Below are 12248 nucleotides of genomic sequence, written 5' to 3'. Positions count from 1 at the left end.
GTTTGTGCCAAATGCCCTGCCGCTTGATTTAGGCACAATGCCAAGTCATACATTCACATCCATGTGACTGGATACCGGCATCCATGCCAGTATGACGGTGCTGGCTGGGGTTCCTTACTAATCAGGACTATTTAAGTATTACCAATAAAATCGGTGACAAAAATGCACGTAACCAGCAAAGGTCAAGTGACTATCCCACAAAATGTCCGGGAGAACATGGGCATTCAGCCTGCACAAACAGAAATCGATTTCATGCAAGATGATACGGGGCGTTGGTACATTGTGAAGGCCAGTAGTCACAAAAAAGAACCAGCCACTTTCGCACTGACCCTAAAATGGTAAAATTGAGGATGACGACCGACGAAATCATGGCGCTTACGCGGGGCGTAGCGTGGTCGTAGACCTAGTTGATAGCTGTGTTTTCACCGATCTGGCCGATCACAAAAGCAGTTAGTATCACTGGAGTGCTGAAACCCTGGAAAAGTTGGATCAAGACCATACCCTGGTCATCAACCCGATCATATATGCCGAATGTTCGGTGGGTTATGAACGTATCGAAGAAGTGGAAGGTTTTTCGAGCATCTAGGCTTTGTCTTAACATCCATCCCAAGAGTAGCCCTGTTCCTGGCCGGAAAGGCACAATGCAATACAAAAAACGCAAGGGTGAAAAAGGCAATGTGCTGCCCGATTTCTTTATCGGTGCCCATGCTGCCGTATCAAACTATCAGTTGGTCACCCGTGATCGTGGGCGATTTAGTACCTATTTTCCGAGCGTGGCACTGATTATGCTCGATTCAAACATGGGGATGAATTAATAAAATCTACAAGGTAGGGCAATCTTGCTGGATAATTCGGCGTTTCTGCTAGTCTATAGCAGGAAAAATTCAAAAATATTATGATTTAAGAGATTAGCGGCTATGCACTTTGAGCAAATAGATAGAATTGAATACGAAAAAAACATCTTGTTTGAGGTGATCTTCCAAGCACGGTTTCCTGAAATCATGAAAATTTCTCGAGAAGAACCTGCAGATTTTCAAGATATTATAAGAAAAGAAGGTTTTCCAGAGACGGGATCGAACTTTCAAAATTTGCCTCAAGATATGCCTGAAGAGTTTAAAAAAATACTAACTTTTGATAAGGAATTCTACTTTTTCTCTGAAGAAGGGGACTGGCAAGTATCATTAACAAGAAATTTTATTGCCCTTAGCTGTAAAGGCAACTATCTGAATTATCAAGATTTTAGAGGAAGACTAAAAAAATTCTTAGAAATTTTTAATAAGGTTTATGAACCAACTTATTTTTCTCGTATTGGACTGAGATATAGAAACATTGTCAATGAAGATATTCTTCCTCTCAATGAGAAAAGCGTTAAGGATTGTATCCCTGTGTATATTTTCCCCGAGTTAAAACAACCAATAGCGGAAGATTTAAAGACTTTGGAAAAAATAACTCAACTTGATGATGGAAATATTAAAGCTAATGTGACTCATACGTTGACACAAGTAACAGGTAAATTTAGGCAAGAACAAATAAATAATAAAAAGTCTTATCTCATTGATATAGATTGTTTTAGTGAAAATAAAATTAAAGGTATAGATAATGCGCTGGCAAAATGCGACGAATTCAAAAACAATGAATGGAATATATTCCAATGGAGTATTACTGACACCTTACGAGAGGCAATGGGTGCAAAAAGGAATTGAGAGCAATATCAACCTTAAAAAATATAAAAGGGAAGCTACAGCAAAAAGTGCAAACGATGCTTTTATTATTTTCCCGATTAAAAGCACCACTGCTACAACAGCAAATGTTTTTCCCAATTTATCGGCTAGAGAAAAAATAATTCGATACTGGCAAGAAGAAAATCAATCAATTTTTCAAAAGAAAATAGATGCTCAGTTTTTTGCCATACGCCAACGTAAAGAAAACTGGGATTTTCGTGATTCAAAAAAACCAAATAAGATAAGTGTCAGTAATGCTGAGGGAATTATACGAGATCTATTAACTGTAGTTATAGAAGCTGGACGTTTTTGGCTTACTCCATTTACAACTAGCGACGAAGATGGAAACATCACGGTAGAATGGCATAAAGGCCGACATGAATTACATCTTGAAGTTATGGAAGACGAGGTTGAATATATTAAAGTTTGGGGCATTAATATAGAAAGCGAGATGCACTTAGAAATTCTGGGCAAAGGTAATTATCTGAGCTTGTGGGATTGGCTGCTTAATGGATGAAGATAATTTCATTTCTGACGAGGAAGAGCTTTATCGGAGTGTGCGGAAACTATCTGAAATAGACAGCGAGTATATTTATGATGACACCGGACATCTTATTTTTACTAAAGATGCCTTTCGAGACCAGAAAAAGGAACCATCTGTAGATAGGGCAAAACTTAGGAATTTTAACCCTTCCCTGTCCAAGTTAAGCGAAACGGATGGTATTGTCAGCCTTATCACTAAAGAGGTACGGTCAATAGGCAAAATTGAAACAAAAGGTGATGTCAAAAATTTATCGCATGCCGTAGATGTGATTTATAACCCTATTCATGATGAACATGAAAACCTAGCTCATTCCCTAATAACAGTGGAGCCGAAATTTTTCGGCTCCGAAAATAAACAAAAAAAAGCCTTCAAATTATTACGAATCGCACTGGCTAGACTTGCTACACAAAGAGGATGGAAATTGGAACCAAAATAAGCAAGATCAATAAAAATATTCTTTATTTTTTCTAGGATTCTCCATCGATTAATTGATGCCACCCTGCGTCAAATGCCCAGGTTCTAACAATTTTTCCAATTCGGCCCGATTAAGATCGGTCATTTCGGTAGCCACATCGATGATCGGGCGGCCTTGTTTGTAAGCGGCTTTGGCTATTTCAGCCGCTTTGGCATAACCGATGATGGGGTTGAGTGCGGTGACCAGAATCGGGTTTTTTGATAGGGCTTTTTGCAGATTGTCTTCGCGTACCGTGAAACCGGAAATAGCTTTGTCTGCAAGCAGTTTGCTGACGTTAGCGATTAGTCCGATACTTTGCAGGATGTTGTAGGCAATGACGGGTAGCATCACGTTCAACTGGAAACTGCCGGATTGACCGGCAATGGTGATGGTGGTGTCGTTACCGATCACTTGGGCGGCGACCATCGCCACGGCTTCGGGGATTACCGGATTAACTTTGCCGGGCATAATGCTACTGCCGGGCTGCAAGGCGGGCAATTCGATCTCGCCTAAACCTGCCAGCGGGCCGCTGTTCATCCAACGCAGGTCGTTGGCAATTTTCATCAAACTGACCGCGATCACTTTCAGTTGGGATGATAATTCAACTATCGAATCTTGCGAACTCAGGCTTTCAAAAAACGACGCGTTCGGTTGAAACGGCAAGTTGGTTTCCTCGGCCAATAGCTTGGCAAATTGCTCGGCAAATTGGGGATGTGCGTTGATGCCAGTGCCAACTGCCGTGCCGCCCTGGGCGAGCATATACACCCTGGGCAAGGTTGCTTGAATCCGGTCGATGCCATTCCTGATTTGCAAAGCCCAAGCCCCCAACTCCTGACTGAAGCGTATGGGCATGGCATCCATTAGGTGAGTGCGTCCTGTTTTGGTCACATAGTCTAGCGAACGCGCTTTTGTTTCTATCGTTTCCGCAAGATGGTTTAGGGCGGGCAATAAGGCTTGCTGGCATTCAATCGCTGCGCTGACGTGGATCGCGGTGGGGATGACATCATTGCTGCTTTGCCCCATATTGACATCATCATTCGCGCTGACGGCGACACCTGCAAACTGGGATGCCAACGTGGCTATGACCTCATTGACGTTCATATTAGTGCTGGTACCGGAGCCAGTTTGAAAAACATCAATCGGGAACTGATCCTGATGTTGTCCGTCCATAATCGTTTGCGCGGCTTTAACGATCGCATCAGCGGTGGCACTTTCCATTTCACCTAAGGCCAGGTTCGCTTTAGCTGCGGTTTTTTTGATAAGCGCGACAGTTTTGATAAAAGTGGGCGGCATAGTGAGTCCACTGATAGAGAAATTATCAATGGCGCGTTGGGTTTGCGCGGCATACAGGGCGTTGGCAGGGACTTGCAACTCGCCCATGCTGTCTTTTTCGGTTCGGTATTGTTCAGTCATAGCTGTGTTTAATAAAAGTTAAAACTTGCGTCTTGGTAAACGGCCAGTTAAGGGAGTGTAACGATTTTTGGTGCAATAATACGGGAATCAGGGTGGCATAGTCTTGTTGCCATTGGGTTTGTTCCGCTATGTCGATAAGTTCAACCTTAATATCCGTTTCGGCAGCAAGGCATTCGTTTATCAGTTCCTCCGCCAGTTCGCATAAATGGCAACCGGACGTTCCCAGTAATAGGTATTTCATGGATAATGATTGATAATTTTGCCGGGATAACGTAATGATGACATTTTATCAGGCAAGCTGATAGCAAGCACGGTACGTTTTGCCTATCAAAATCTTTATTATTTGAGGATCAAGTGATTTTGAGGTTAATCCCTTACGATTATGCTTCTTGCCTATCAAATTAGGCAAAAAATGATACACAAACGACTTTGAAGCAAATTCTTTAAGCACAATCTACATAATGTGATCATACAATCATTCGTCGGAACAGTTGCGAACCTTTACAACTTATGGATTATTTGAAGCAAGACTGCTTTAATAGTTGAATGGTTACGTTAGACGTTAGATATGACAAATCAGTATCAAATGACAGATTCCGAAGCAGCAGCACTAATTGATGCGCTTGCGTCCGCCCTTCTGGTTGCTGCAAAAGCGCGTAGTGCCGACTGGGGTTTGCTTTTTCAAATAACAGCCCTACGTGACGACCCAGACTCAGCCCTAAAAGAAATCCGTGACCTTCATAATCTAGTCCAGAAAATCCCTGCCTTAGAGTTCTTTAATTACGCTTATCAATACACACTTGGAAACGAAGAAAATGTGAGCTTTCGCTTTCTTGTGCAATGGCTTATTTCAAGAGGGCAACAAGTTGGTGCTGAGGAGACAATCAAGAACTTAATTCGCTACTTGACCTCTGAAACCATAGAAGTTACAGAGATTCTGGCGATTGATGGATTTGATGTTAAAGAAAACATTAAAATTGGCGATTACGAACTCATTGCTTGGAATAACTTGGCTATGACTGACACCAAATACCAAGTCGCTGTACGCGGTTTTTTTAGTGGTAGAGATCCAACAGCGGCTCTAGTTCTTCGACATGAAATTCAAAAAGTACATATCCGTCCTTGGGATCACGATATACCCTATGTTCCTCACTTAATCGAACCCGCTCTTGATGTGTTACGTTGTATAACGCCAATTGCGGGCGGGGGATTTCGCTTGCGACACTATTGGTTTGAACCCCAAGAATGGGCTGCTTGGGCGGTAAATCTTTCTACATTTGGAGTTGATTCAACTACAATTTTGCACTCAGTCGCTATGAATGAACCAGATGTACCAAATCTTCGTGAATGCGTATCACACTTTAGAGCTTTGAGTGAAAGCAGTCGATTGCGGCTACTGGTTCCACTAGATCGGTTGAACCGATCTTACCTGGCTGGAATACGTCATGTTGATAAGGCAATCGAACTAGGAATAGCATTTGAGTCATTGTATTCGCCAATTAAACTTACTGAAAATATAACTTCTACCGTTTGCAATCGCGCTGAAAAATTTCTTGGAGGGACACGTAAAGAGCGCCGAAGAATAAACAATACATTTCGAGATATTTACGATTTACGATCACGTTCTGTACATACAGGTCGGTTTGATGCCGATGGTTCTGATGAATGGAGTGATTATCAAAAAGTATGCAATGTGCTTGAGGAAGGGCAAAAACTCGTTGGTCGTTCATTGGTAAAAGTTATTTTTGAGGGCGAACCTGAATGGGAAAAATTCGATATTATGGATATTGGCTCAATATAAAAGTAGATTAGATACAAAGTTTATTTTCATTTTATCTTAGCATTAATCGCTATCCCCAACTGGCGCAGCAAAAGCATCAGAAACCAATTCTTGCACATTATCTCCGGTCAATGCTTCTAAAAATGCGGTGAGGTCGTCTATTTCCGCGCTAGAAAGATACAACGGCTTGATTAAAGGATCAAGGTTTTCATTGGCAATACCGCCGCGATTATAGAATTCTATGACTTCCCGCAAGGTGGCGATGCTGCCGTTGTGCATGTAAGGCGCAGTCAGTTTCACGTTACGTAAGGATGGTGTTTTGTAACGCCAGCGGTCTTGCGGGTTTTGGGTGATTTCGTAGCGTCCCAAATCATTGGCTTTGGATTCGGCAACCGAGTCTATCATTTTAGATGCAACCTCAACATAAACGCCTGGGGACACCTGCACACGCTGTGATGGGTTAGACGGTTTGTCGGTCATTGCATCAGCGTAGCCGATGCCTGTGTTGTGCAGATTGTTATCGGCAAATAAAGCGTATTCCTTGTTGATTGTATGGCATTGGTTACATTGTGCTTTGCCGATAAATAACTGAAAACCGCGTTGGGCTTTGGCATTTAAGGCTTTGCTGTCTTTGCCGTAATACCAGCGGTCAAAAGGTGAATTCGCCGAATTTAGCGTACGCTCGTAACTGGCAATCGCCATACCGATGGTTTCCATGCTGGGTTCTTTGTCGAATGCCTTTTCAAATAAGCCATCGTAATCTGGGCTGTCCTTAATTTTATCAATCACAGTGCCGATGGAGGGATTCGCCATTTCATTATGTGCCAATAACGGTCCCCAGACTTGCTGCTCCAAGGTGGATTCGCGGCTGTCGTGAAACAGCGATTGCATATAAGCGACGTTATATAAGGTCGGGCTGTTACGCATAACCGTACGCCCTTCAACGCCTACGGCGGTTGCCATCTCATTGCTGGTAAAGCCTTGTTCTGGGATATGACACATAGCACAGGAAAAGGTGTTGTTGATCGACAGGCGGCGGTCAAAAAACAACTTTCGGCCCAGGTTGATTTTTTCCGCTGTGATGGGATTGTTCTCAGGCACAGGAACGGGAGACAAACCCAGCGGTGGTTGCGTGATGGTTTTGAGCAAATCGGCGGGTTGGCCCGTGCGGCGGGTCAGTGAAATCGAGTTGGTTTGGTAGCCTTTGTTTTCGTAAGAGAGCTTATTGTCCCCCGCACTGTATAACGCCGATTTTTCAGGGTTGCTTGAAGCGGGTTCTGCGAGTTTGGCTTCTGGCTGTAGCAGGGTTTTGATGTCGCCGATGAGCGTGTCTGGGTGCAACAGTTCCGTGTTGTAGATGTTGCGTAATTGTTTATGCTGGTCTATCAAGTAAACACGCAAATTATGGCTGAAAGTATCGGTGAATTTTCCCTTGGCATCATAGATTTTCTCGGCGGTCTGCTTGTAATTTTTCAGTATCGGTTGCAGTTCTTGTTCGGAACGAGTGGTCAGGAAGTGCCATTCCACGCCTTTGCCTTGTAAAGTTGCGCCGTACTCCTTCATCCGTTCTGGCGTGTCATGTTCTGGATTAAAACTTAAGGTGATTAACCGTAAATGGCTTGCCAGTTCAGGTGCTTTTTCCAGACGGTTTTTTATTTTATGGAAGACGGCCGTTGCCAGTGGGCAGCCATTGATGTCACTGCAAGTCGAATATATAAAATTTAGCAAAACAATCTTTTCCGGCTTCGCCGTATTACACATCAAACTGTGTAAGGTGATCGCATGGCCTTCGCTATCCAGCACATTGCCATCGCTGGCCTGCCCCAATACAGGTAGTTTGTACGTGCCGGGTATGGGCGCAGTAAATGTCAGGTCGCTGTATCCTGGCGCGAGCGGTTGCGGTTGGGAGGGTTGCATAATCTCTGCTTGCGCCAGGGGCATAGCGAAAGCAGTGAATGCCAGAATAAACGTCTTGAGTTTGTCCAATATGTTCTCTGCCTCCAGATAAGTTCCACCAACGACGGTTTCCGTGCCGCAATTCTATAGCTAATTATTGTACAATATCAAGTTGTCCCAAACTTATTTCACCCGTTATGACCAACGAAAAAAAACTTCTCCGCCCCGACATTATCAAGGAATGTGGCGCAAGTTTTTATGAACGCGGCAAGCATTACTACGAAGCAGGTTTGGTGATGCAGTGTAAAGTGACCAGCGAAGGTGTACTTTTTACACAATTGAATGCCACAGTAGAGGGCAGCGCCAGCAGCCCGTACAAGCAAAATATCCGTATTGTATGGCGGCCTGATTACCGATCTGCCGAAATTGAAGGCAGTTGTTCCTGCCCTATAGGTTATAACTGCAAACATGTCGTTGCTGCCTGCCTGACGTACCAGGATGGTGGCCTTGAAGGGGTACGCAAAAGATCAGGCTCCAGTTGCCTGGAATGGCTGGACAGCTTGAACCGACAGGCTCCGGTTCCGCAAAATGACGGCTTGAATGAGTTTATAGCTTATATCCTGAAACCGCTCCGGGTCGGAAACGAATTGACGATTGAGCTTGTAGTCACCAAAGAAAAAAAATACGGTGGCCTGAGTAGAGGCCGCAAAACAAGTTTGCACAACCTGCGTTACAGTTTCTCGTATTATCCTTACGTCAAGCCGGAAGACAGCGAACTCGCCAAAATTATCTCTGCCCTGGATAGCTCTCCCGGCGGAGAACCGTTAATTACCGGGTCTATGGGCGCTATCGCCCTGTCAAAATTATTGCAGATGGGCCGGTTGTTCTGGCAGGACATAGAAGCGCCAGCGCTTAAACCGGGTGCTACCCGTGACTTACGGTTCGACTGGCAGCTTACCGGTCAAGGTGATTACCAGCTACATACGGCTATCGAACCGGCGGCGTTGCCGATACTGGTTGACCCGCCCCATTATCTCGATCCTGAAGAAGGTACAGTCGGCGGATTTACGGCAACTAACCTAACTCATGAACAACTAAGAAATATCCTAGCCGCACCGCCAGTTCCGGAAAAAGTTGCCGATGAATTTAGCTATCGGTTGACTGTCGAGCACCCCGAACTGCCTCTGCCACCCCCTAAAAAAATTGCCTTGACGGAAATCCCGAATTTAGAACCTATCCCCCAGCTTATATTGTTTGGGGAACAGGCAAATCCCAGGCAGTATATGCATTTGATGCAGGTAAATTTCAAGTATGGCGATAATCTGCTATCTGCCCATGAGGCTAAAGACTATAGCGTAATAAAAACAGCCCAGGGCTTGGCGCGTATCAAGCGTTCGCTTGAGGCGGAAAAATCAGCCATTGCGCGGTTGACGGAACTGGGCTTTACATCAGCGCCAACCATCGAGACTACGGGGAAAGAACTCATCCTGGGCAGTTATGCAAAGTCCACTGTGGAAAGCGCGACACGCTGGGGATACTTTCTGGATGCCGTTTTGCCGAAATTGGAAAAGGACGGTTGGTCTGTTGAATTTCGCGACAGTTTTTTGCTGGACTTTCAAGCCGTAGACAACTGGGACGCTGAAATCAGCGACAGCCAGAATGACTGGTTTGAGATGCGCTTTAATATCGAGGTCGAAGGGCAATCATTGCCCTTGTTACCGCTGATTATGCCCGTGCTGGAAAATTACGACCTGCACAATCTCCCCGAATTACTGAATATTCCCGTCAGCGATTACCGTTACCTGACCATACCGAGTGAAAAGATCAAGCCGTTTCTAGCGATTTTGCTTGAGCTGTTTGGCAGCAGTACGTTGGATAAAAACGGCTCACTGAAAATTTCCCGCTTCAATGCCGCCAGCCTTGCCGATATGGAGGCACACAGCTATGGCTTGTTTTCCATCAAGGGCGGTGAGGAATTAAGGAAACTCGCACAAAAATTGAGTGATTTTCAAGGCATAGCTGATGTTCCCGTGCCTGAAAATCTCCAGGCGACATTGCGGGAATACCAAAAATTAGGGCTGAATTGGCTGCAATTTTTACGGGAATTTTCATTCGCAGGGATCCTCGCCGACGATATGGGGCTGGGGAAAACCGTCCAGACCCTCGCCCATTTATTGCTGGAAAAGCAAAGCGGACGGATGCAAGCGCCCAGTCTGATTATCGCCCCGACCAGCTTGCTCAGCAATTGGCGGCGGGAAGCGGAACGCTTCACCCCAGACCTTAACATGCTAATTTTGCAGGGCACTGAACGAAGGCAACTGTTTTACAAAATCAGGGATTACGACCTGATTATGACCACCTATCCCTTGCTGCCCAGGGATGAAGAAACCCTGCTAGAGCATCAGTATCATTATTTGATCCTGGACGAAGCCCAGATAGTCAAAAACCCGCTATCCAAAGGCGCCCAAATTGTACGCCAAATCAAGTCCAGTCATCGGCTGTGCTTGACGGGTACGCCGATGGAAAATCATTTGGGCGAACTGTGGGCACAATTTGATTTTTTAATGCCGGGCTTTTTAGGTGATAGCGCAGCTTTTAAAAGGCTGTACCGTACACCCATCGAAACGTTCGGCAACGCCGAACAAAAATCACGCTTGTCACGCCGGATCGCGCCGTTCATGCTGCGCCGCACCAAGCAAGAAGTCGTATCGGAATTGCCGGCAAAAACCGAGATTATCCGTTCAGTCCCCCTCTATGAAAAACAAGCCACTCTGTATGAAAGTATTCGCCTGACGATGGAGAAAAAAGTCCGTGACGCGATTGCACAAAGGGGCTTGTCACGCAGCCATATCACCATCCTGGATGCCCTGTTAAAGCTGCGCCAAACCTGTTGCGACCCCCGCACCTTAACCATCCAGGAAGCGCAAAAAATCAATCAATCGGCCAAACTCGACCTGCTTATGGAATTACTGCCAGAGTTGCTGGAAGAAGGGCGGAAAATCCTCGTTTTCTCCCAGTTTACCCGCATGATTGCCCTGATCGAGGATGAACTGAACAAACGGTCTATCGCTTACAGCAAACTGACCGGGCAAACCCAAAACCGCGATGCGGCCATTGAGATGTTCAAAAGCGGCGAGGCCGATGTGTTCCTGATTAGCTTGAAAGCGGGCGGTATCGGTTTGAATTTGACTGAAGCCGATACCGTCATCATTTATGATCCCTGGTGGAATCCAGCCGTTGAAACCCAGGCCGCAGACCGCGCCCACCGCATTGGACAAGACAAACCGGTATTCGTCTACAAACTCATCACTGAAAATACCGTGGAAGAAAAAATGATCGCCATGCAGGAACGGAAACGCGCCTTAGCAGACAGTATTTATACCGAGGGAGCCAAAGATGAGGCTTTGCAATTGACGGCAGAAGACCTCACGGCTTTGTTTGAGCCTTTGTGAATGAAAGTTTACTGCTACAAAATATTTCGAGATAACTTGGATGCAAACAATTTGAAAACGAATAGACCTTGCTTGTCTTAGTAGTTTTTGATTATTTGTATATCTACAAAGCCTATTTCCCTAATTTTCAATATACTTTTAACAGACAATGCTAAATTGATTCCCTCAGCATTTTCAATACTTCATCCTCTTTAATTACACCAAGCTTCGGTTATTTTTGGCATCCGTATTGACTTTCTGTCACCTTTTCATCGCCATCAGCATGGTGCAAAAATAACTGTCCAATTTCAGTAGCTGGAACAATTTTAATTGGAATCTCCCCAATATTGGTCATTTCAAGTGCAATACAACCTGAAAATCCAGGATGGATTCCTGCTGCTGTTTCAATAATAAGCCCACGGCGCGCCCATGAAGATTTACCAGTCACATATCCTGCAAGGTATGACGGCAAATTTACCCATTCAAGCGAGATTCCGAGAACAAATTTTGAAGGATGGAGAATAAAAGGATTTCCAAATGGCACAAAATGTTCTTTAGCTTGCCCAAGCGTTGAATCATCTTCATTATCTGACCCCATGTTCAAAAGAGCGCCTCGAGCTTGGCGCATCGTTAAGAACCATTGCCCCAACCTGAGATCAATTGAGGCCGTATCTCCGTTTTCTAGTTCAACTAAATTTGGCGATGGCGTTGTTCGAAGACGATCATCTTTAACACTTTGAAGTTCGGCTACGAGTTTGTTACCTTATTATGTCAAACGCTTACAAAGGCGTTTCACCAGAGCAAATAGACCTGTCCACATTGGTGATGCCAAGTTATGAAATGGTTTAATAATACCGGACACTTCTAAACACAGATTTATATTGTCGACAGAGGTGAATAATGAGCGAACAACATAAACATAAACGACCCAAATACACGATAGAATTTAAACAAGATGCAGCCAAATTAGTCAATGAAAAAGGCTATACGCATAAGCAAGCAGCGGATA

Annotated in this window: 10 protein-coding genes and 1 pseudogene; 7 read left to right on the top strand and 4 right to left on the bottom strand. The window is 44.7% G+C overall.

The genetic code is table 11. From position 1 onward, the window contains the following. The first annotated feature begins 162 nt into the window (after positions 1-162). The 5 genes from ACLQ6D_RS05100 (at position 163) to ACLQ6D_RS05080 (ending at position 2701) form a co-directional block, all read left to right on the top strand. The gene (locus ACLQ6D_RS05100; protein ID WP_411726205.1) at positions 163-342 is read left to right on the top strand and encodes an AbrB/MazE/SpoVT family DNA-binding domain-containing protein; all 180 of its coding nucleotides are present in this window, start codon (positions 163-165) and stop codon (positions 340-342) included. Between the two features lie 299 nt (positions 343-641). Further along, positions 642-815: a type II toxin-antitoxin system VapC family toxin gene (locus ACLQ6D_RS05095; RefSeq protein WP_411726204.1), complete on the top strand. Its 174-nt coding sequence runs from the start codon at positions 642-644 to the stop codon at positions 813-815. Positions 816-917: 102 nt separating this feature from the next. Then, positions 918-1703 (top strand): TIGR04255 family protein, encoded by a 786-nt coding sequence (locus tag ACLQ6D_RS05090; RefSeq protein WP_411726203.1) that lies wholly within the window; start codon positions 918-920, stop codon positions 1701-1703. Next, positions 1687-2238, top strand: coding sequence for a hypothetical protein (locus tag ACLQ6D_RS05085; RefSeq protein ID WP_411726202.1), 552 nt, complete (start codon positions 1687-1689; stop codon positions 2236-2238). The genes ACLQ6D_RS05090 and ACLQ6D_RS05085 overlap by 17 nt, the downstream gene beginning before the upstream one ends. Continuing rightward, complete coding sequence (locus ACLQ6D_RS05080; protein ID WP_411726201.1) at positions 2231-2701, top strand: hypothetical protein; 471 nt, start codon at positions 2231-2233, stop codon at positions 2699-2701. Before ACLQ6D_RS05085 ends, ACLQ6D_RS05080 begins: the two co-directional genes overlap by 8 nt. 48 nt (positions 2702-2749) lie before the next feature. On the opposite strand, the gene ACLQ6D_RS05075 is transcribed toward ACLQ6D_RS05080, so the two are convergent. Beyond that, on the bottom strand, positions 2750-4132 hold the full coding sequence (locus ACLQ6D_RS05075; protein ID WP_411726200.1) for a class II fumarate hydratase: 1383 nt from the start codon (positions 4130-4132) through the stop codon (positions 2750-2752). Further along, complete coding sequence (locus ACLQ6D_RS05070) at positions 4125-4373, bottom strand: glutaredoxin family protein (RefSeq protein ID WP_411726199.1); 249 nt, start codon at positions 4371-4373, stop codon at positions 4125-4127. Before ACLQ6D_RS05070 ends, ACLQ6D_RS05075 begins: the two co-directional genes overlap by 8 nt. Positions 4374-4700: 327 nt before the next feature. Between ACLQ6D_RS05070 and ACLQ6D_RS05065 the strand changes: the two genes are divergently transcribed. After that, positions 4701-5933 (top strand): hypothetical protein, encoded by a 1233-nt coding sequence (locus ACLQ6D_RS05065; RefSeq protein WP_411726198.1) that lies wholly within the window; start codon positions 4701-4703, stop codon positions 5931-5933. 42 nt (positions 5934-5975) lie between these two features. Here the strand turns inward: ACLQ6D_RS05065 and ACLQ6D_RS05060 are convergent, their stop codons facing one another. Then, positions 5976-7853, bottom strand: coding sequence for a cytochrome c peroxidase (locus ACLQ6D_RS05060; RefSeq protein WP_411726206.1), 1878 nt, complete (start codon positions 7851-7853; stop codon positions 5976-5978). A 152-nt stretch (positions 7854-8005) separates the two neighbouring features. Between ACLQ6D_RS05060 and ACLQ6D_RS05055 the strand changes: the two genes are divergently transcribed. Further along, the gene (locus tag ACLQ6D_RS05055) at positions 8006-11260 is read left to right on the top strand and encodes an SNF2-related protein (protein WP_411726197.1); all 3255 of its coding nucleotides are present in this window, start codon (positions 8006-8008) and stop codon (positions 11258-11260) included. A gap of 211 nt (positions 11261-11471) precedes the next feature. Here the strand turns inward: ACLQ6D_RS05055 and dcd are convergent. Next, positions 11472-11954: pseudogene (gene dcd / locus ACLQ6D_RS05050) on the bottom strand (dCTP deaminase); the annotation flags it as partial. Positions 11955-12248 lie beyond the last annotated feature (294 nt).

Source organism: Methyloglobulus sp. (genome assembly GCF_046714055.1).
In the GTDB taxonomy this organism is placed as follows: Bacteria; Pseudomonadota; Gammaproteobacteria; order Methylococcales; family Methylomonadaceae; genus Methyloglobulus.
This window is presented reverse-complemented; position numbering and strand designations above follow the sequence as displayed.

What these genes read in the sequence shown, in the direction of transcription:
- ACLQ6D_RS05100 (WP_411726205.1), top strand. Translation starts at nt 163, where the DNA reads ATGCACGTAACCAGCAAAGGTCAAGTGACTATCCCACAAAATGTCCGG.
- ACLQ6D_RS05095 (WP_411726204.1), top strand. Translation starts at nt 642, where the DNA reads ATGCAATACAAAAAACGCAAGGGTGAAAAAGGCAATGTGCTGCCCGAT.
- ACLQ6D_RS05090 (WP_411726203.1), top strand. Translation starts at nt 918, where the DNA reads ATGCACTTTGAGCAAATAGATAGAATTGAATACGAAAAAAACATCTTG.
- ACLQ6D_RS05080 (WP_411726201.1), top strand. Translation starts at nt 2,231, where the DNA reads ATGGATGAAGATAATTTCATTTCTGACGAGGAAGAGCTTTATCGGAGT.
- ACLQ6D_RS05075 (WP_411726200.1), bottom strand. Translation starts at nt 4,132, where the DNA reads ATGACTGAACAATACCGAACCGAAAAAGACAGCATGGGCGAGTTGCAA.
- ACLQ6D_RS05070 (WP_411726199.1), bottom strand. Translation starts at nt 4,373, where the DNA reads ATGAAATACCTATTACTGGGAACGTCCGGTTGCCATTTATGCGAACTG.
- ACLQ6D_RS05065 (WP_411726198.1), top strand. Translation starts at nt 4,701, where the DNA reads ATGACAAATCAGTATCAAATGACAGATTCCGAAGCAGCAGCACTAATT.
- ACLQ6D_RS05060 (WP_411726206.1), bottom strand. Translation starts at nt 7,853, where the DNA reads ATGCCCCTGGCGCAAGCAGAGATTATGCAACCCTCCCAACCGCAACCG.
- ACLQ6D_RS05055 (WP_411726197.1), top strand. Translation starts at nt 8,006, where the DNA reads ATGACCAACGAAAAAAAACTTCTCCGCCCCGACATTATCAAGGAATGT.